Origin of the sequence: Aestuariibaculum sediminum (assembly GCF_014596945.1) — a bacterium.
Lineage (GTDB): Bacteria > Bacteroidota > Bacteroidia > Flavobacteriales > Flavobacteriaceae > Aestuariibaculum > Aestuariibaculum sediminum.
In genome coordinates this window covers 270818-290852 of the sequence record NZ_JACVXB010000002.1, presented here as the reverse complement: position 1 = coordinate 290852, position 20035 = coordinate 270818, and the positions used below count along the sequence as shown (strand labels likewise).

Annotated in this window: 18 protein-coding genes; 13 read left to right on the top strand and 5 right to left on the bottom strand. The window is 34.1% G+C overall.

Annotated elements, in window-relative coordinates:
- The first annotated feature begins 315 nt into the window (after positions 1–315).
- The 3 genes from ICJ83_RS06105 to ICJ83_RS06095 all read left to right on the top strand — a co-directional run bounded on the left by ICJ83_RS06105 (position 316) and on the right by ICJ83_RS06095 (position 4696).
- Positions 316–2145 carry an SLC13 family permease gene (locus ICJ83_RS06105; RefSeq protein ID WP_188229494.1) on the top strand — a complete coding sequence of 610 codons (1830 nt, stop codon included), beginning with the start codon at positions 316–318 and terminating at the stop codon, positions 2143–2145.
- A gap of 30 nt (positions 2146–2175) precedes the next feature.
- Positions 2176–3807 carry a phosphoenolpyruvate carboxykinase (ATP) gene (gene pckA / locus ICJ83_RS06100; protein ID WP_188229493.1) on the top strand — a complete coding sequence of 544 codons (1632 nt, stop codon included), beginning with the start codon at positions 2176–2178 and terminating at the stop codon, positions 3805–3807.
- 232 nt (positions 3808–4039) lie between these two features.
- Positions 4040–4696, top strand: coding sequence for an HAD family hydrolase (locus ICJ83_RS06095; RefSeq protein WP_188229492.1), 657 nt, complete (start codon positions 4040–4042; stop codon positions 4694–4696).
- Here ICJ83_RS06095 and ICJ83_RS06090 read toward each other — a convergent pair.
- The 5 genes from ICJ83_RS06090 to ICJ83_RS06070 all read right to left on the bottom strand — a co-directional run bounded on the left by ICJ83_RS06090 (position 4688) and on the right by ICJ83_RS06070 (position 9570).
- Positions 4688–5107 (bottom strand): DM13 domain-containing protein, encoded by a 420-nt coding sequence (locus tag ICJ83_RS06090; protein WP_188229491.1) that lies wholly within the window; start codon positions 5105–5107, stop codon positions 4688–4690. The genes ICJ83_RS06095 and ICJ83_RS06090 overlap by 9 nt on opposite strands.
- A gap of 58 nt (positions 5108–5165) precedes the next feature.
- The gene (locus ICJ83_RS06085; RefSeq protein ID WP_188229490.1) at positions 5166–5321 is read right to left on the bottom strand and encodes a hypothetical protein; all 156 of its coding nucleotides are present in this window, start codon (positions 5319–5321) and stop codon (positions 5166–5168) included.
- Between the two features lie 3 nt (positions 5322–5324).
- Positions 5325–5771, bottom strand: a complete 447-nt coding sequence (gene mscL / locus ICJ83_RS06080; protein WP_188229489.1) for a large conductance mechanosensitive channel protein MscL — start codon at positions 5769–5771, stop codon at positions 5325–5327.
- A gap of 100 nt (positions 5772–5871) precedes the next feature.
- Positions 5872–9054, bottom strand: coding sequence for a cytochrome c biogenesis protein CcsA (ccsA, locus tag ICJ83_RS06075; RefSeq protein WP_188229488.1), 3183 nt, complete (start codon positions 9052–9054; stop codon positions 5872–5874).
- Between the two features lie 123 nt (positions 9055–9177).
- Positions 9178–9570: a group III truncated hemoglobin gene (locus ICJ83_RS06070; protein ID WP_188229487.1), complete on the bottom strand. Its 393-nt coding sequence runs from the start codon at positions 9568–9570 to the stop codon at positions 9178–9180.
- A 59-nt stretch (positions 9571–9629) separates the two neighbouring features.
- Between ICJ83_RS06070 and ICJ83_RS06065 the strand changes: the two genes are divergently transcribed.
- The 10 genes from ICJ83_RS06065 to ICJ83_RS06020 all read left to right on the top strand — a co-directional run bounded on the left by ICJ83_RS06065 (position 9630) and on the right by ICJ83_RS06020 (position 19999).
- Positions 9630–10397: a Rossmann-like and DUF2520 domain-containing protein gene (locus tag ICJ83_RS06065; RefSeq protein WP_188229486.1), complete on the top strand. Its 768-nt coding sequence runs from the start codon at positions 9630–9632 to the stop codon at positions 10395–10397.
- Positions 10378–10887: a KdsC family phosphatase gene (locus ICJ83_RS06060; RefSeq protein ID WP_188229485.1), complete on the top strand. Its 510-nt coding sequence runs from the start codon at positions 10378–10380 to the stop codon at positions 10885–10887. Before ICJ83_RS06065 ends, ICJ83_RS06060 begins: the two co-directional genes overlap by 20 nt.
- Before the next feature lie 20 nt (positions 10888–10907).
- Positions 10908–11225: a hypothetical protein gene (locus ICJ83_RS06055; protein ID WP_188229484.1), complete on the top strand. Its 318-nt coding sequence runs from the start codon at positions 10908–10910 to the stop codon at positions 11223–11225.
- A 12-nt stretch (positions 11226–11237) separates the two neighbouring features.
- A complete protein-coding gene (locus ICJ83_RS06050) occupies positions 11238–12155 on the top strand; it encodes a geranylgeranylglycerol-phosphate geranylgeranyltransferase (RefSeq protein ID WP_188229483.1) in 918 nt (305 codons plus the stop codon).
- 84 nt (positions 12156–12239) lie between these two features.
- Positions 12240–12833, top strand: coding sequence for a Maf family nucleotide pyrophosphatase (locus ICJ83_RS06045; protein ID WP_188229482.1), 594 nt, complete (start codon positions 12240–12242; stop codon positions 12831–12833).
- A gap of 60 nt (positions 12834–12893) precedes the next feature.
- Positions 12894–13433 (top strand): mechanosensitive ion channel domain-containing protein, encoded by a 540-nt coding sequence (locus ICJ83_RS06040; protein WP_188229481.1) that lies wholly within the window; start codon positions 12894–12896, stop codon positions 13431–13433.
- 20 nt (positions 13434–13453) lie between these two features.
- Positions 13454–14521 (top strand): magnesium/cobalt transporter CorA, encoded by a 1068-nt coding sequence (gene corA / locus ICJ83_RS06035; protein ID WP_188229480.1) that lies wholly within the window; start codon positions 13454–13456, stop codon positions 14519–14521.
- A gap of 91 nt (positions 14522–14612) precedes the next feature.
- Positions 14613–17138 carry a PIG-L family deacetylase gene (locus ICJ83_RS06030; protein ID WP_188229479.1) on the top strand — a complete coding sequence of 842 codons (2526 nt, stop codon included), beginning with the start codon at positions 14613–14615 and terminating at the stop codon, positions 17136–17138.
- Between the two features lie 114 nt (positions 17139–17252).
- A complete protein-coding gene (locus tag ICJ83_RS06025) occupies positions 17253–19019 on the top strand; it encodes a sodium:solute symporter (protein WP_188229478.1) in 1767 nt (588 codons plus the stop codon).
- A complete protein-coding gene (locus tag ICJ83_RS06020; RefSeq protein ID WP_188229477.1) occupies positions 19019–19999 on the top strand; it encodes a Gfo/Idh/MocA family protein in 981 nt (326 codons plus the stop codon). The genes ICJ83_RS06025 and ICJ83_RS06020 overlap by 1 nt, the downstream gene beginning before the upstream one ends.
- Positions 20000–20035: the final 36 nt, after the last annotated feature.

Below are 20035 nucleotides of genomic sequence, written 5' to 3'. Positions count from 1 at the left end.
ATTTTGCGAAGAAAAACTCCTGATTATTACAAACTTGATTTTTAATAGACTCATTATTATCACTTTTACTTTCCGAAATTCTAAATAACTATAAAACTATCACGTTTGCGATTACAGTATCATTATTTATTTTGTTATAAAATCACTAATAATTGAAAAATAAAGCATATTTAAAAATAATGACATAAGTCATAAATACTCACCTCAATGTGCTTTAAATTTAACATAGAATTAAGAAACCAACCAGCGTGTACTTATTTATAAGATTCTGGTTATTGTAAAATTAATAAACAAATATAAGAAATGGTTTATTTAATGCTCTTCATTTTAGTTGTAACGATTGCTTTATTTATCTGGGGAAAATTTACACCTGATATTGTTGCACTAATTTCCATGCTCAGCTTGTTTTTAACCGGAATTTTAGATGTGACCGAAACCTTAAGCGGATTTAGCAACCCTACCGTTATAATGATAGCAGCTCTATTCATTATAGGAGAAGGCATAGCACAAACAGGGTGGACAGCCATGGCAGGTAAAAAATTTGTAGAATGGGCTGGAAAAAGTGTACCTAAGCTTTTAATAATTATCACTGTAGGTGCAGGCGTGTTGTCTGGATTTGTGAGTAACACCGGAACGGTAGCCACACTTACACCTCTAACTATTTCGTCAGCATGGAGCATTGGAACTTTCCCTTCTAAATTTCTTATGCCTGTAGCGTTTGGTTCTAACACCGGAGGGTTATTAACTCTTACCGGAACGCCGCCTAATATTATTACAAGTAATGCCTTAGTCGAGGCAGGATATGAAGGCTTTTCATTTTTTGAATTTGCTCTGATAGGTATTCCGCTTTTAATAATCACACTAATCTATTTTAGATATATTGGCTATAAGTTATTACCCGGTAATAAAACCAATAATAAACCTGTAAACATAGAATCTACGTTGCATAACTGGATTGAAGCTTATAAAGTGCATGATGATTATTACAGATTACGTATACGTTCGTTATCCCCTCTCATTAATACTAAAATAGAACAATGGCATTTTGAACACAATTATAATGTAACCATTATCCGTATAAAAAGAAGACATCCAAATGTTTTAAAAGGCGTACCTAATTTTATCGAATTTCCTGATCCGCAAACCGAATTATATTACCATGATATCATTACAGTTAAAGGAAATACAGAGGCCATTAACAAACTCATGATTACGTTTAGATTAGGGTTATTACCTCTGGAACCTATTACTGAAGAACTAAAACATAATTTAATCAATCAGGAAGTTGGTATGACCGAAGTCATCGTAAACCCAAATTCTGTATTTGTCGGCAGAAAATATAAGCTTGGTGATTATTTCAAGCGTTTTGGCATTCAACTTTTAGCCGCCTCAAGAAATAACAAACCATTGCAAGACAAAGAAATTGTTGTAAAAGCCGGCGATGCATTTCTTTTAAGAGGAACATGGGAGGCTATAGACGATTTAAAAAAACAACACGAACATCTCGTGATAATTGGTAGCCCTGAAGGCATGGCTAAAAACGTTGAAAACTTAAATTTTAAATCCTATATCGCTTTAGGCGCTTTAATACTTATGATTGGCTTAATGGTATTTAAAGTCGTTCCTGGCGCCATTGCAGCATTGGTAGCTGCCGGTGTTGTATTACTTACTGGTTGCGTTCCTATTTCAAAAGCTTACAAAGGTATTAGTTGGACCAGCGTGGTTATGATTGCCGCCATGATCCCCATGGGAATTGCTTTGCAAAAAACTGGAACAGCGCAACTTATAGCAAACGGACTTGTGGAAAATTTAGGATCTATTCATCCTATTGTACTACTGGGAGGTATTTTTTTACTTACTACCACCTTTAGTCAGGTCATTAATAATTCAGCAACAGCTGTATTAATGGCTCCCATTGCAATGCTTGCTGCAAGCTCTTTAAACCTGTCGCCACAGCCCTTTATGATAGTTATTGCTATCAGTGCCTCTACGGCATTTTTAACACCTATCGGAACAACAACAAATGCCATGGTCATGACAGCTGGTGGTTATAAGTTTATGGATTATTTTAAAGTTGGAGCCCCGTTATTACTGCTCCTTTTCATTGTCACGCTTTTAATAGTGCCAATAATATGGCCCTTATAATATTTTTTATGAACCAAAAAATTAATCAAAATGGAAGATTTAGTAACTATGCCCACGAGTACTAGCCTTGAGCAGTATGGGTTAAAAAATGTAAATGTACATTGGAATTTATCTCCAGAAGAACTTCAGCAAATTACTGTTGAAAAAAACATGGGGAAAGAAACCAATAACGGTACCCTTGCCATTAACACCGGAAAATTTACCGGACGTTCTCCTCAAGATCGTTTTTTAGTAAAAGACGATTATACAAAAGATAAAGTTTGGTGGGGAAAAACCAACAAACCAGTGTCGCCTGAAAATTTTAACAAGTTAAAAACTGAAATTCTTAAATACTTATCAGGAAAAGAACTTTACGCCAGAGACGCTTACGCCTGTGCTGAACCTGAATTTAGAACCAAAATTCGAGCTATTACCGAATTACCATGGTCTAACTTATTCATATACAACATGTTCTTGCGCCCTAGCGTCAAAGAGTTGGAAAACTTTAAAGAAGATTGGCTGATACTTTGCGCACCTGGATATATTTGTCCTGACCCTTCAGAATTTGGCATTCGTCAGGGGAATTTCTCAATTATCAATTTTACTGATAAGATTGCATTAGTTGGTGGTTCTGCTTATACAGGCGAAATGAAAAAAGGTATTTTTTCTGCTTTAAATTTAATATTGCCAGTTGAAAAGAATGTACTCCCCATGCATTGCTCTGCCAATGTTGGTAAAAAAGGAGATACAGCGATATTCTTTGGATTATCGGGAACCGGAAAAACAACATTATCTGCAGATCCCGAAAGAAAACTTATTGGCGATGACGAACACGGTTGGACGCAAGATAATGTTATATTCAATTTTGAAGGCGGATGCTATGCGAAAGTTATCGATTTAAGCGAAGAAAAAGAACCAGACATATTCCGAGCCGTTAAACCTGGTGCTATGTTAGAAAATGTTGTTTTTAAAGACAATGGAGAAGTCGATTATATGGATAGTTCTATCACTCAAAACACACGAGTAAGCTACCCCATTTATCATATCGATAATATTCAGGAAACACTATATGCCAACAATCCTAAAAACATCTTCTTTTTAACCTGTGATGCTTTTGGTGTTTTACCGCCAGTCTCTAAATTAACACCAGGACAGGCAGCATATCATTTCATTTCTGGATATACCGCTAAAGTAGCCGGCACCGAAGCCGGAATTACAGAACCTGTACCATCATTCTCTGCTTGTTTTGGCGAACCATTTATGCCTTTACACCCTGCAGTTTATGGAGAAATGCTAAGTAAAAAAATGCAGGAAGCTGGTGTTAATGTATGGCTTATAAATACAGGATGGAGTGCAGGACCTTATGGTGTCGGTTCTCGTATAAAACTAAAATACACTAGAGCCATGATTACGGCTATACTTAATGGCGAATTAGATGAAGTAGATTACGAACAAAACCCAATATTCGGATTGTTCATGCCTAAATATTGCCCTGGTGTCCCTTCTGAAATGTTAGACCCAATGAATACATGGCTTCAAAAAGGCGCTTACATTGGTAAAGCGATTCAATTGGCGCATTCATTTCATTTAAACTTTGAAAAATTTGCTCATCAGGCTTCGCAACAAATTGTAGAAGGCGGACCATTAATTGATGAACATCATCATTTGGGAGAACATATTTAAATCATTTTGATAAAAATTTAGTGTCCATAATTTTGTATCAAAGAGTGGTTTAATAAAGCGGTTTAGGAATGCATAAAACCCAGCTAAAATTTAATTCAACATACCAGGCCGTAAATAAACCCTTTTTCAAACTGTACAAGAGCCATAATATTAGGTTCTTGTACAGTTTTTTTTTAGTGATTATGTAGCATCTACTTTTTTAATCTTTATATATTAGCGCAAAAAAAGAAGGATGTTAAAAGCGGTAATTTTTGATATGGATGGTGTTATAATAGATAGTGAACCCCTTCACTATAAAGCCTACCATAATATGTTTAAGGATGTAAACGTTAAAGTTTCTCCTGAATTATACGAATCTTTTACCGGGCAATCGACATTAAATGTGTGTAAACGCGTTTGCGACACCTTTAAACTAAATGAAACACCAGAAACTTTGGTTGCCATAAAGCGGAAACACTATGAATATATTTTTGACAACGATAAGGAATTCGATTTAATCGAAGGAGTTTTAAACCTTATAAAGGATTATCATGCTAACGGATTAACCCTAGTCTTAGGCTCTTCGGCTTCAATGCCAAATATTGAACGAATTTTTAAGCGTTTCAATTTAAACCCCTATTTTAAAGCGAAATTAAGTGGCGCAGACTTAAAAGCATCTAAACCTCATCCTGAAATTTTTATAAAAGCAGCTGAAGCTACTGGTTTCCTACGTCACGAATGTATGGTTATAGAAGATAGCACCAATGGGATTGAGGCAGCAAAAAGCGCGGGTATTTTTTGTACGGGATACGACAGCAAACACTCTAAAAATCAAGATTATACTAAAGCTAATTTAGTGATAAAAAGTTTTGATGAAATTTCTTTTGAGCGGGTTAAACATTTATTTTAAAACAGCATAACCAAAATTTACAGAAAATGGTACACACCAAATTATAACGTGATTATACGTTTCGAAATTAATGTTTTCTGGTAAGTCGTAACTGTAATTGCCATTAACCCCCTTTATAGCGCCTAAGGTAATGTAAGTTGAAGCTGAGGTATTAGTAGCTAAATAAACCTCCAGATTAGGACCTTCGTCGGTTTTAAAGTTTGTTAAAGCTAAGGTTTTCTTATCTTTATCAATACTGGCCATACCAGAAGTTTCGTGAGCCGAAGAAACAAAATCTCCGGTGTAAGCAGCTTCGTCCGAAGTCATTTCTTCCATTTCCATGTTTTCTTCAGACATTTCAGTTGTATCATCTGAAGATGAACAAGAACTAAACAACAATGTAGTCAAAGCTAATAAGTAAAAAAGTTTCATAGTTAATAATTTAAAGTAGGTTTCTTCGTTTGTCGAAACACATTGTAAATCTTTACAACTAATCTTTGTTTGAATTATTTACTTTTTGAATTACCGCCTTTAATCGTTCTTTTCGCAATTCGGCTTCTTTTCGCTTTTTATTCTTTTTCTGCTCCATCAACCTGGCATGCTTGGCCTTGTTCTTAGTGTTTTTGCTCCTTCCCGTTTTCGCCATAAATTATTTTTTCGATTTAATCAATGTATTCTGTTCTTCCATAAGCTTTGTAAGCTTGGTTAGCAACTCAATATCTTTAGGGGTTGACACTGTTGTGTCTTCTGTATCCTGAGATTTATTTCGTAAACGGTTTAAAAATTTCACCACTAGAAAAATGGTAAAAGACACAATTAAAAAATCGATTAAAGTTTCTCCCAAAATTCCGTAGCCAATAGCGACTTCATCGGTTATGACCTTACCTGAAACGTCTAAAACAGCCTCTCGTAAAATAATGCGTTTATCATGAAAATTTACTCCATCGGTTAATAAGGATAAAGGAGGCAAAAAGACTTGTTTTACCAATACATCGATAATTTTGTTAAACGCAGCACCAATAATGATACCAACAGCCATATCCATCATATTACCCTTTACAGCAAACTCTTTAAACTCTTTCAATAATTTTTTCATAAGTATTTAGATTTGAAATAGATCTCTTTAAAACTAAAAAATCTTGCTAACATATATGGTTGTTAGCAAGATTTTCTGTCATCTTTTAATTACTTTCAATCTACTTTTTATAATACTTAGCGTAGCCTCTATAAGCAAAAAAGCCCAATACCGCTATTATTGCACAAGCAACACCTATAAATTTCAGACTTACAATTTGGTCTCCACTAGCATAACTGTGCAATCCAGCTAAATAAAAGTTTACTCCAAAATAAGTCATCATAATACTTGAAAAAGCCATAATAGACATGAGGTTAAAAAACCAACGCCCTCTTAAACCAGGTACTAATCGCATATGTATCACAAAAGCATACACCATTATACTAATTAATGCCCAAGTTTCTTTAGGGTCCCAACCCCAATAACGTCCCCAACTTTCATTAGCCCACATCCCGCCTAAAAAGTTCCCTATAGTTAGCATAGTTAAACCTACGGTTAAAGCCATTTCATTAATTATGGTTAGTTCCTTAATATTTAAATCAAGTTTCTTTTTATTGTTCTTATTAGTGAAAATCATTAGTAACAATGAAACCACCCCTAAAATCATACCTAAGGTGAATGGTCCATAACTTGCTACAATTACTGCAACATGTATCATTAACCAATAACTATTTAATACGGGCTGCAAGTTTGCAATGGCAGGATCCATCCAGTTCCAGTGTGCTACCATTAAAATCATTGAAGTAACAAATGCCGTTGCTGCAATCGTTAAATCACTCTTTCTTCCAAAAGCTAAACCAAAAAACATAGTAGCCCAAGCAACATAAATCATAGATTCGTATGCATCACTCCATGGCGCATGACCTGATATGTACCAACGGGTAATTAATCCAGCTGTATGCAAAAGAAACAAACCTAATATGATAAACTTAAATACCGTTATTGATACATTTAAAGCTTTGCTTTTTTCTTTAAAAATTTGAACAATTAATAAAACAAAAAGTAAACTACCTGCATACATATACCAGCTAAACAACTTCTTAAATATGTCATATTTATTATATAATATTTCAGTCTTTACCTTTTGATCACTTAGCATTACCGAGCCTCCATACTGATGCTGTGTTTTTTTAAACGCATCTAATAACTTGGAAGCTTCAGAAAAATCTCCTGTTTGTTTTGCTTGATTTAGAGTATACAAATAGGCTCTAAATCCGCTTCTAACGAAATTAGAATAAAGTGAATCCTGAATTTTATAATTTCCATATTTGTAATCGTAGGCCGATATCCATTTGTTGTTTTGGTCGTTAGGAACAGGAAATATTCTTAACGATGCCCCCTCAATTGTATTGAATAATAATCTAACCCGCTGATCAGTTTCTTTTATTTTCTTTTGATAACCATTCGGAACAGTTACACTGTAAGCATCTTCTAAATACGGATCTAACTTATAGGTACCATCCTCATTTAAAAAATCGACTAAAGCGAATAATTTATCCTCTTTGTTTACACCAATTATATTACGGAGGGAATCGGTTTCTTTTGGGCGTAAATAAATAACAGGAACATTATACCAAAGTGTTGGACTTTCTTGAATAGATAAAAATACCTGATTTGCATCAAATCCTTCGTAACTATCATTTTTACTAAGCTTACGAAGCAATTCTGACGCATAGGTATTTACAGGCATCATGCGCCCACTTAAATCCTGAATAACTAAATGTCCGAATTCATTAGCTACTTTTTTTGGCGTAATATTAGCAGCTAAAATTGAATCTATCTGATTTTTAGTAGGTTTACCGTCGTGAGTACTATGATTAGCATGATTTTGTGAATAACCATTTAATGCGAAACACACCAAAAACACACCTAGTAATTTTGCTTTTTTAGCCTTTACTTTATTAAGCATCACTTTTAATTCTCCAAAACGAGAACCCTTAACAAATAAAATAAGTAGTAAACCCGCGTAAAGCAGAAAATACCCAATATAAGTTAGCAACGTACCCCAATAATCGTGATTTACAGATAAAATTGTTCCTTTCTCATCGGGATCAAAACTAGATTGAAAAAATCGATATCCTCTGTGATCTAAAATATTATTCATGAAAATTTTATAATCAAAATTCTCCTCTTGTTCATCAATTACGGTTACCTTACTTGAAAAGGAAGAGTATCCTTTATCTGTACCTGGGTAACGTTCAGCTTCAAAATCATTAAGTTTTATTGAAAATGGCAATTCCAAGACTTTAGAACCATATTTAAATGCGAAATCTAAGCCACCAATTTTTATTTGCTTAAAAGCGTTGTTCATCCCTTTTCCACCAAGCAAACCAACTCGTTGTGTTTCCCCACCTGTGGTAACCTTTAAAACAACACCATCTTCATCATTTTTTAAAATTTTAGATTTTTGAACAATATCAAATTCGCCCTTCACAACAGGTTTTGGAAAAACCATTTGCATATCGCCAATAACATAACGGGAACGAAGCATTAATGGCTGAACGCTATCCTTAACCAACTTACCTTGCGACATCGTTGCCATGACCATATATTCACCTTCAAATGGCGATTCGATATTTAATTGATCATTTTTATAAGTAATATTAATAGCGCCAGGTGTAGGTTTATTAAGAGCGAATAATATGTTATGAATACTTTGAACCTCCCCGACTTTTAAAAAGTGATTATGCGGAGCGCCACCACCCGCTTCAACTATTTTTAAATAGGATTCGCCATTTTCACTCGGTACAATATCTTCTTCGGCACCTTTAATAAATTTTTCGAGTTCTATCGTTACGGGCTGTTGATCGTATCGGGTTTCTATTTTAAAATCATTCTCCAATCGAGACGAAAAATCTACTTTTTCCTCTAATGGCAATCGTTGTGCTACCCCATTAATTTCGTAGTCACCATCTATGTAGGTTGTGATGTAGGTGTCTCTTGACAAAAATGTATTTTCAGTAGCGCCTTCGCGAATAGCCATCATGCCTTCAAAACTTATGTAACGCGTAACCCCTGCTCCGATAATGATGAAAATGAAAGCTAAATGCAACAGTAATGTTGCCCATTTTTCCTTTTTATGTAACTTATATCTGAATATATTACCTGTAAAGTTAATTACAAATAATACCATAATGGCCTCGAACCACCAGGCATTATAAATTAAATTTCTAGTGTAAGCCGTTGGTGATGTTTCCTGCCCTGCATCTAAAAACGTTCCCGTTGCCATAGCAGCAGCAAAAGCAATAAACAAAACAGAAGTTAAACGAGTGGAAAAAAGAATTTTCGAAAGTTTATTTTGCATAGTACGAACCCTTTTTTGAGGTCGTGCAAATTTAAGTATTTAAGTTTATTTTGTGCCTGTAAAAATGGAAAGAATTGTTAATCATATGCTAATGTTATATTCGATTACAAACAATAATAAAAATTAGTTAGCCTGCCTGGCTTTAAATATTTCCATATACAAAAAAGTTCCCATCTTTCTAGCCCGCCGCTTAGCATTCTCTGCATAATCTCCTGCAAACAACTCATCAATGGTTTGGTACCATAAATTTAGCCACAAACCAAAATGTACGTCGCTAATACTATTATTGTTTTCCTGATCTACCTTAACATGAACTTTTAATGGATTCCCCAGGTATTTGGTTTTCAAAAATAAGCTTGATTCCCAAAAACCCGTTAATTTTTCAAGGTGAGCATCCCAATCGCTAATTGCATTGTTAAAAAACGGGCCTAATACTTTATCTTTTCTAATCTTAGCATAAAACGATGACACTAATAAAAAAACATCTTCTCTGGTGGTAATATCTTTTTTAATCATAATACTCAAAGATATAGTTTTCGGTTTTTAAATCACTTTATATTGTCTATTTTTGCCTTATGATTTCAGTAGTAATTCTTGGCGCCGGAAATGTAGCCACACATTTATATAAAGCCCTCAGTAAAACTCAGGAAACTGAGGTTAAGCAATGGTACAACAGAAGCATAGATGCTATAAATTCGTTTAAAAATGAAGTTTACATTACCGACGATTTGTCGCAATTAAAACAAGCCGATATTTATATTTTGGCTGTTAGTGATGATGCTGTAAAACCTTTAACGAAACAACTCCCTTTTGAAAACCGATTGGTGGTTCACACTTCGGGCAGCGTAAACATTCATGATATGGATAAAAAGAATCATCGTGGTGTTTTTTATCCGTTGCAAAGTTTCAGCAAATCTGCAACACTTAATTTCACCGATGTTCCCATTTGTATTGAAGCCATAAGGAGTGAAGATTATCACCTTCTAAAAAAGATGGCCATTGCCATTGGTAGTCCGACAAAAAAAGTAAACAGCGAGCAACGTAAAGTTTTGCATTTAGCAGCAGTTTTTGTCAATAACTTTACCAATCAATTATATCGTGTGGCGCATGAAATAACTGAAAGTGAAGGTGCTGAATTCGATCTATTAAAACCTTTAATTTTAGAAACCGCCAAAAAAGTACAGAAATTATCGCCTTACGTTGCCCAAACAGGCCCGGCAAAACGAAACGACAAAAAAACTTTAAACAAACACGCCAAGCTACTAACAAATAAGCATCATAAGGACATATATGATCTTTTAACCAAATCGATTCAACATACCCATGGAAGAAAAAAGCTATAAAGAATACCTACAACATATTACAACATTCATTTTTGATGTTGATGGCGTTTTAACTAACGGAAACGTGAATATTACTACTTCTGGAGAATTACTGCGAACCATGAACGTTCGCGACGGATATGCCCTGAAATTTGCTGTAAACGCAGGTTACAACGTCGCCATTATTTCGGCTGGACAAAATGAAGGTGTGAAATTACGTCTGGAAGGTTTAGGTGTAAACCCCGTTTACTTGGGTGCTAGTAATAAGGCAAAACAGTTTGAAACCTATATATCTAAAAACAATATTAAAGCTAAAAATGTGCTTTACATGGGAGATGATATTCCAGACCACGCTGTTATGAAACGGGTTGGTTTGCCTAGCTGCCCGCAAGATGCAGTACCTGAAATAAAAAGTGTATCAAAGTACATTTCACACAAAAAAGGAGGCGAAGGTGCCGTTCGTGATGTTATTGAACAAGTTCTTAAAGTACAAGGTAAATGGGAATTTTAAAAAATTAAAACAATGTATAATTGAATCGAGTAAGAAGACGGATTGCTAATAACTTTGGTTACATAGGTTTTGGAAATAACCAAAAAGTTTTCAACCAAAAGACAACCATTCCCTTTTCGGTTTTAAAAGATAAACTTAATTCCGAGGCGCATGCTCATGTTCAACTGCATTTTAAACACCAAAATTTAACCCAAGCAGATAAAGAACTAATTAAAAAAAACATAAGAAGAGCTGCGAAGCAACAAAAAATAAAAATCTTCATTCTTTTTATAATATTCTTTACTGCTGCAATTTTATTTATAAAACTTCTTATTGACCAATTTATGGCCAATATTTAAATCAACATTTTTTTGAAGTATTTAAAACTCATAAGATGGCAAAATTTAATTATGATTGTTATCACACAATTATTGATAAAATATGCTTTTTTAGATCCTTTTGGCGTTGCTACAAGTTTAGATGTAACAGGTATTACCGTATTAATAGTTTCAACCTTATGTATTGCAGCAGCAGGTAATATTATTAACGATATTTGTGATGTAGAAACAGATACTATTAACAAACCAAATAAAGTTTTAATTGGTAAATCCATTTCGGAGAAAACAGCTTACAATTTATTCATTATTTTAAATGTTACAGGTGTAGGTCTGGGTTACTATCTTGCTGCCAGCGTTAATCGCAATGCATTCCTGGGTATTTTCGTAATCATTTCGGCATTACTTTATATTTATGCGACCTATCTCAAACAATTGGCACTTATAGGGAATCTCGTTATTTCTTCATTAGTTTCATGTAGTATTTTAATTGTAGGGGTGTTTGAATTAATTCCGGTAATCACTCCCGAAAATCAAAATATTCAATTAGTCATTTTTAAAATTATTTTTAAATATGTGGGTTTTGCTTTTGTTATTAATTTATTACGTGAAATCGTAAAAGATATAGAAGATGAACAGGGCGATCGAGAAGCTAAAATGAAAACACTCCCGATAGTTTTAGGCAGAAAAACAACAAAAAACATTGTCATTATTTTAAGTCTTGCTTTTACTGTAACTTTATTTTTTTATGTTTTTCAAAACTTATACAAATCAGTAATTGCCAATATTTATTTCATTGCGCTTATCATAGGTCCTTTAATATACAATACACTCAAACTATTTAATGCAGAAAGCAACACTGACTATCACCAGGTAAGCAGTAGTTTTAAAATAATTATGCTTTTCGGAATGCTTTCCTTACTTTTATACAAGTATATTTTACTGGCTAAGTAATAATAAATATGAAATATGGCTTATCTGCTTCGCAACAAGTAAGTACATTACTTTCAAAGATATCGTAGTTGTTTTAAATTAAAAATGTTAAAAGAAAAACTTAAAAACCATCACATTATATTAGCCTCAGGCTCTCCAAGACGTCAGGAATTTTTTAAAAATTTGGGGCTCGACTTCGAAATTAGACTAAAACCGGTTAAGGAAGAATACCCGACGCGATTAAGACATTTCGAAATTTCTAATTACCTAGCACAGTTAAAGGCTTTGCCTTATAAGGAAGAATTAAAGAACAACGATATTTTAATAACCAGTGACACCATTGTATGGCACGACAATAAAGCTTTAGGAAAACCGCAGGATGAAAAAAAAGCTTACACCATTTTAAAATCGTTAAGCCACAAAACGCATCAGGTTATTACATCGGTTTGTTTTACAACCAAAACGTTTGAAAAAACGATACACAACATTACCGATGTTACTTTTAAAGAATTAACCGACGATGAAATTTGGTATTACATTAAAACCTGTAAACCTTTTGACAAAGCAGGCGCATATGGAATTCAGGAATGGATTGGTCAAATTGGTGTTATCGAATTAAAAGGCTCATATTTTAATGTTATGGGTTTACCAACACACATTGTATATAAGACATTGAATCATATTGTTGATGACGCTTAAATATTCTAAAACAAAGTTTAAGCAAATTAATAACATGTTCAACTACTAAAAATATATACTATGGTATTAGATTTTTTTAACGACAACAAAAGCAAATTAATCATTTCAGGAATTGCATTAATTCTGCTTTTCATTTTTCACTATTTTTTAAACTTCGCCATTACCAAAATTGCGAAGAAAAGCGGCTTTAATGATGCGCGCATTAGACTCATAAGAAAGTATGTCAATATCGGCTTAACAGGTATCGCCTTGGTTCTTGTAGCATCCATATTTGGTACAAACTTTAAAGATTTAGCGGTTATATTTTCATCTGTTTTTGCAGTTATTGGAATTGGATTTGTTGCCGTATGGTCCATTTTAAGCAATATTACTTCTGGTGTTATTATGTTTTTCAATTTTCCGCATAAAGTTGGTGACAAAATAAAAATTCACGACAGCGATTTCCCCATTGAAGGCATTATTGAGGATATTACCGCCTTTCAATTGCATTTAAAATTAGATAACGGCGATTTGGTAACCTACCCTAACAATTTAATGCTTCAAAAAGCGGTAACTTTAATTAAAAAAGACGCCATTAATGATGAAGCCCATACTGAATAAATATTCTATATATTTATAACATGGCTAAGAAAAGAACAAAAAAGCATCAAAAAAAATCTGGATTAGCGCCCGGAAGTGTTATTTACACGGGTGAAAAATCGGATAAAAAACTATTTTTAGAAGTTTTCGATTACACTCCGGAAGAGTATATTGAAAAAGAACTAAACAGTATTGAAGAGGTTTTCGATTTTAAACTCACCGATTGCGTTTCATGGATAAATGTTAATGGTCTTAACCATGTTACCGAAATTGAAAAGTTAGGAATTCATTTCAATCTTCACCCCTTGGTTATTGAAGATTTAGTTAGTATTTCACAACGTCCGAAAATTGATGAATATGAAGATTATTTATTTGTCGTTCTCAAAATGTTGTATCATGATGCTGATGAAAATATTATTAACGAACAGGTAAGTTTTATTTTGGGGCCTAATTACGTATTGTCCTTTCAGGAATCTGAAGGCGATGTATTTGGTGCTGTTCGAGATCGCATAAGACAAGGTAAAGGCCGAGTACGAACTATGCAGTCGGATTACCTGCTTTACATTTTAATGGATGCTATTGTTGATGAATATTTTAGCATTATTGAAACATTGGGTTATAAAATTGAAGACTTAGAAAGTGATATTTTTGAAGGAAGCATAGAAGAAACAGCTACTAAAGATATTCAGGAGTTAAAGAAAGAAATCCTAAAAGTAAGGCGTTCTATTTTTCCGCTTCGAGAAGTAATAAGTCGAATTGAAAAAGACGAAAGCAATCTAATTCAGCAACGCACAAAAACCTATTACCGAGATATTTATGACCATTTATTTCAAGTAACAGAAAACATCGACATTTACCGAGAAATGATTTGGAGTTTAATGGATATGTACATGACCACCATTAGTAATAAAATGAATGAAGTCATGAAAGTCTTAACCATTATGGCCTCAATATTTATTCCCTTAACTTTTATTGCAGGTATTTACGGAATGAATTTCGATTATATTCCTGAACTACATTATAAATACTCTTATTTTATTTTATGGGGTGTAATGATTGTCCTATTTATAGCTATGCTTATTTATTTTAAGCGTAAAAAATGGTTATAAATTCATATTCAATTTAACGTTAAAGAAATTTTAAAGACACATCCTTTCCTTATATAGTTTGGTATATTTGAAACAAGCTAACATTTCAACCATGCAAAAAAACTTCCTATTTGTTCTTTTATTAATATTTTCATTTTCTATAAGTCAGGCACAAAAGCCCAAAACACCTGCTTCTTCTGAAATTTTCGAATCGATACAAAAACTAAACTTTTTAGGCTCTGTATTATATGTTGCAGCACATCCCGACGACGAAAATACGCGTCTCATCTCATACATGTCTAATCATGTAAAAGCGAGAACCGCATATTTGTCCTTAACCCGTGGCGATGGTGGACAAAACTTAATTGGTCCGGAAATAAGAGAACTGTTAGGCGTTATTCGAACACAAGAATTATTAGCCGCACGACGTATTGATGGTGGTGAGCAACAATTTACAAGAGCAAACGATTTTGGGTATTCTAAGCATCCCGATGAAACTTTAGACATTTGGGATAAAGAACAAGTACTCAGCGATGTGGTTTATGCGATACGCCAATTTCAACCAGATATAATTATTAATCGATTTGATCACAGGACTCCGGGTACAACTCACGGCCATCATACTGGTTCTGCAATGTTGAGTTTTGAAGCTTTTGATTTAGCTAACGACAAATCGGCATTTCCTGAGCAATTAAATACTACAAATACCTGGCAACCTAAACGTTTATTTTTTAATACGAACTGGTGGTTTTACGGAAGCCAAGATGCCTTTGATAAAGCCGATAAAAATAACATGTTAAGTTTCGATATTGGTGTTTATTACCCACTAAAAGGTTTGTCAAATAATGAAATTGCGTCCATTGCCAGTAGCCAGCACTTGTGTCAGGGGTTTGGTAGAATGCATCAGCGTGGTTCGCAAAATGAATACATAGAATTTCTAAAAGGTGAACCTATTCATGATAAAACAGACGTTTTCGATGGTATCGACACGTCTTGGAGTCGAATTAAAGGCGGAAAAGCAATCGGTAATATTTTATATGCTGTTGAAAACAACTTCAACTTCACTAACCCTGCAACTCATATACCAGACCTGTTAAAAGCTTACGAATTACTTCAAGATATAGATAACGAACACTGGAAAAATCAAAAGACGAAAGAAATAAAAAATATTATAGCAATGTGTACTGGACTTTACTTAGAAGCTTCAGCCGAATCACCAACAAGTACGCCTAATTCAAAAATTAACATAAATATTGAAGCCTTAAATAGAAGCGAACAAGACATTATTCTGGAATCAATTTCACAAAGTGATGGCGTATCGATTTCAAAACATATAGAATTAACAGAAAATGATTCAAAAAAATTTCAAACCGAATTTAGAATCCATGCGAATCATGACTATACAACACCATATTGGTTAGAAAAAAAGGGAACTTTAGGTATGTATACCGTTGAAGACCAAACTATAATAGGTCTTCCAGAAACCCCAAGAAGTGTTTTTATAAACTTCAACTTAAAAATAAACAACACACCTTTAACTATAAAAAAACCAGTTATTTACCGCTATTCCGAACCAGATAAAGGTGAATTATATCGTCCTTTTGAAATCATACCAGAAGCTTCGGCAAAAATCTCAGAGAAGGTCATTATCTTTAACAATGGTGAGGAGCATCGTATCAACCTTATTGTAAAAGCGGGTCATGAAAATCTAATTGGAACAGCCGAAATTTGTCACCCTGAGAACTGGAATATTTACCCAGAAAAACAAAATTTTAATATCGCCAATAAAGGTGAAGAACAAACCTTAACGTTCACTATTACACCTCCAAAAAATCAATCTGAAGGTTATATTAGCCCTATAATTCATGTGGGAGACAATAGTTATACCAAAGAACTTATAGAAATAGATTACGATCATATTCCCTATCAAACTGTTTTATTACCTAGCGAAAGTAAAGTAGTAAGATTAGATATAAAAAAACAAGGCAATAACATTGCTTATATTGCTGGTGCCGGAGATGTAGTTCCTGAAAGTTTAGAGCAAATTGGTTACCAAGTGCAAACCATTTCCCCTGATGATTTAAACGCCGAAACCCTTAAACGCTTTGATGCTGTTGTGGTGGGTATTAGGGCCTACAACACTATAGATGAATTAAAGTTTAAACAACAAATTTTATTTGATTTTGTTGAATCTGGTGGCAATATGATTGTTCAATATAACACCAATCGTGGGCTTAAAACAGACCATTTAGCGCCTTACGATTTATCGATTTCAAGAGATCGTGTGACCGATGAAAATGCCAAAGTCACAATTCTGCAACCTAACCACCCAATTCTTAATACGCCAAATAAAATTACATCAAAAGATTTTGAAGGTTGGACCCAAGAGCGAGGTTTGTATTTTCCAAATAAATGGGACAAAGCATTTACGCCCATTTTGTCTATGCACGATAAAGATGAATCACCAAAAGATGGCAGCTTGCTTGTTGCCAAATACGGTAAAGGCTATTATATTTATACAGGTTTAAGTTTTTTTAGAGAATTTCCCGAAGGTGTATCTGGAGCTTATCGCTTATTTGCAAATATGCTTTCTATTGGAAAAAACCAGCTAACACAAAAACACCAACTTAACGACTAACCATGAGCAAAAACAACCCGCCTAAACATAAATGGTTAAAATTATACTCCTTGGTTTTAATTGCCAATGCCGTTTACATATTCCTTTTCTACTTAATTACCAAGACCTTTTAATATGCAGACATTAAATTGGATCGACTGGGGCGTACTTATATTAACACTTTTGGCTATTGTAGCCTACGGCACATGGCAAACTAGAGGTAGTAAAAACGTAAAAGATTATTTAAAAGGAGGTAACACTTCGCACTGGTGGACCATTGGTTTATCCGTTATGGCCACGCAGGCAAGTGCTATAACATTCTTGTCTACTCCGGGTCAGGCTTATAATGACGGTATGGGGTTTGTGCAATTTTACTTTGGGCTGCCCATAGCAATGATTGTAATTTGTATGGTTTTTATTCCCTTATACCATCGTTTAAAGGTGTATACAGCTTACGAATTTTTAGAAAACCGATTCGACTTAAAAACCAGAACCCTTACTGCCATACTATTTTTAATTCAGCGCGGGTTGGCTGCTGGTATTACTATTTTTGCACCGGCCATTATTTTATCGGTTGTTTTAGGCTGGGACTTGCTTTCGCTTAATATTATTATTGGAGTACTAGTAATTATTTATACTGTTTCAGGGGGTACACGAGCTGTAAATGTGACGCAAAAACATCAAATGATTGTTATTTTTATTGGCATGCTGGTCGCCTTCTTTTTAATTGTTAGCGACCTACCTAAAGACATAACGTTTTCTAAAGCATTAAAGATTGCTGGAGCAAACGGCAAAATTAATGTTCTTGACTTTTCCTTCAGTTTAAATAATCGCTACACATTCTGGAGCGGCATCATTGGAGGAACATTTTTAATGTTGTCTTATTTCGGAACAGACCAAAGTCAGGTGCAGCGCTACTTATCTGGTAAATCTGTTAAGGAAATGCAATTAGGATTAATTTTCAACGGTTTGCTAAAAGTACCCATGCAATTCTTCATACTGCTAGTTGGTGTTATGGTGTTTGTGTTTTACCAGTTTAATGAGGCACCAGTAAACTTTAACCCTACAGCAACGGAACTGGTATTGAATTCTGAGTATTCAGAAGATTATAAAACGCTTCAAGCAGAACAGAAAGCCATTTTTCATGAGAAGCAAGAGCTCATCTACTCCTTTTTAAATTCAGGTAATATCGATACACAACAACAATTAGCAAAAGTGAATGATGCATCGGATAACATAAGGAACGAAGCTAAAACATTAATTGAAAAAGCAGGCGAATCGCAACAAATAAAAGTAGAAAGTAACGATAAAGATTACGTGTTTATTCATTTTATTTTAAATAACCTTCCGCGTGGATTGATAGGCTTACTATTAGCCGTTATTTTAAGTGCTGCTATGTCCAGTACCGCAAGTGAATTAAATGCATTAGGATCCACAACCACCATCGATTTATACAAACGCAATACCGAGAATAAATCCGAAGAACAAATGGTATCTGCTTCAAAATGGTTTACCTTACTATGGGGAGTTCTAGCTATTGGAGTAGCCTGCATCGCAGAATTAGCAGAAAACCTAATCCAACTGGTAAACATTATTGGCTCTATCTTTTATGGCAATGTTCTAGGTATCTTTTTAATTGCCTTTTTCTTTAAATCGGTTAAGGGTAACGCCGTTTTCATCAGTGCTCTTATCACCCAAATAATTGTTATTGGATTATACCTTTTAAACCTTTACGACATTATTAATTTACCTTTTTTATGGCTAAATTTTGTAGGTTGCATTGTAGTCATCATTTGTAGCTTGCTTTTAGACTTCAAAAAAACCACACATTTGGATAAAGGAATTTTAATAACGCTTATTGGTGTACTTTCTATTTTCAGTACTTTAATATTATATAATTAATGGATACATCAAATAAAAAAATACGCTGGGGCATAATTGGATTAGGTAATATTGCCAATAAATTTGCTACCGATTTAGCCACGATTAGCAATGCCGAACTATATGCTGTCGCGTCAAGAAATCAAGAAAAAGCAAACACTTTCGCAAAAAAACACAACGCTAAACAAGCCTATGCAAATTATGAAGCGCTAGCAAACGACTCCAATATCGATGCCGTTTATATAGCTACACCGCATACATTTCACAAAGAAAATACCATATTGTGTTTACAAAAGGGTATTGCTGTGCTTTGCGAAAAACCATTTGCTATGAACAGCAATGAAGTTGAAGAAATGATTGCGACTGCTAAAGCTAATAAAACACTTTTAATGGAGGCGTTATGGACTTACTTTTTACCGCATTATCAATATGTTTTAAATTTGTTGCAGCAAAAAACATATGGCGATATAAAAACCTTGCATGCCGATTTTGGATTTCTTCGTCCTTTTGATACAAATTCCAGGCTTTTTAACAAATCCCTTGGTGGCGGAAGCCTTTTAGATATTGGTATCTACCCCATTTTTGCAAGTCTTTCAACACTCGGAATTCCTGATATAAAAGAAGCAAAAGCAACCTTTTTTGAAAATGGTGCCGACGCTTCTTGCGACATGGTTTTTAGTTACCCAAAAAACGTTAAAGCCTACCTTAAAAGTTCGCTTTTAGAAGATTTACCAACGCAGGCTATTTTTAAATGTGAAAAGGCCACCATTAAAATAAATACCCAGTTTCATGCGCCGTCAACGGTCTCTATTATAACAAATGAAAGTGAGGAAATTATTGATTTTAATTACAATACTATTGGTTATAATTTTGAAACCATTCATTTCAATAATTTACTTCTTGAAGGAAAAACTGAAAGCGATATAATGACCTTCGAATTCAGTAAAAACCTTATAAGCACTTTAGATGAAGTAAGTCATTTAATTGGATTAAATTATTAGAAATTCAACCATTAAATGAAAGTTTTCAAACCCCCT

What these genes read in the sequence shown, in the direction of transcription:
- ICJ83_RS06105 (WP_188229494.1), top strand. Translation starts at nt 316, where the DNA reads ATGCTCTTCATTTTAGTTGTAACGATTGCTTTATTTATCTGGGGAAAA.
- pckA (WP_188229493.1), top strand. Translation starts at nt 2,176, where the DNA reads ATGGAAGATTTAGTAACTATGCCCACGAGTACTAGCCTTGAGCAGTAT.
- ICJ83_RS06095 (WP_188229492.1), top strand. Translation starts at nt 4,040, where the DNA reads ATGTTAAAAGCGGTAATTTTTGATATGGATGGTGTTATAATAGATAGT.
- ICJ83_RS06090 (WP_188229491.1), bottom strand. Translation starts at nt 5,107, where the DNA reads ATGAAACTTTTTTACTTATTAGCTTTGACTACATTGTTGTTTAGTTCT.
- ICJ83_RS06085 (WP_188229490.1), bottom strand. Translation starts at nt 5,321, where the DNA reads ATGGCGAAAACGGGAAGGAGCAAAAACACTAAGAACAAGGCCAAGCAT.
- mscL (WP_188229489.1), bottom strand. Translation starts at nt 5,771, where the DNA reads ATGAAAAAATTATTGAAAGAGTTTAAAGAGTTTGCTGTAAAGGGTAAT.
- ccsA (WP_188229488.1), bottom strand. Translation starts at nt 9,054, where the DNA reads ATGCAAAATAAACTTTCGAAAATTCTTTTTTCCACTCGTTTAACTTCT.
- ICJ83_RS06070 (WP_188229487.1), bottom strand. Translation starts at nt 9,570, where the DNA reads ATGATTAAAAAAGATATTACCACCAGAGAAGATGTTTTTTTATTAGTG.
- ICJ83_RS06065 (WP_188229486.1), top strand. Translation starts at nt 9,630, where the DNA reads ATGATTTCAGTAGTAATTCTTGGCGCCGGAAATGTAGCCACACATTTA.
- ICJ83_RS06060 (WP_188229485.1), top strand. Translation starts at nt 10,378, where the DNA reads ATGGAAGAAAAAAGCTATAAAGAATACCTACAACATATTACAACATTC.
- ICJ83_RS06045 (WP_188229482.1), top strand. Translation starts at nt 12,240, where the DNA reads ATGTTAAAAGAAAAACTTAAAAACCATCACATTATATTAGCCTCAGGC.
- ICJ83_RS06040 (WP_188229481.1), top strand. Translation starts at nt 12,894, where the DNA reads ATGGTATTAGATTTTTTTAACGACAACAAAAGCAAATTAATCATTTCA.
- corA (WP_188229480.1), top strand. Translation starts at nt 13,454, where the DNA reads ATGGCTAAGAAAAGAACAAAAAAGCATCAAAAAAAATCTGGATTAGCG.
- ICJ83_RS06030 (WP_188229479.1), top strand. Translation starts at nt 14,613, where the DNA reads ATGCAAAAAAACTTCCTATTTGTTCTTTTATTAATATTTTCATTTTCT.
- ICJ83_RS06025 (WP_188229478.1), top strand. Translation starts at nt 17,253, where the DNA reads ATGCAGACATTAAATTGGATCGACTGGGGCGTACTTATATTAACACTT.
- ICJ83_RS06020 (WP_188229477.1), top strand. Translation starts at nt 19,019, where the DNA reads ATGGATACATCAAATAAAAAAATACGCTGGGGCATAATTGGATTAGGT.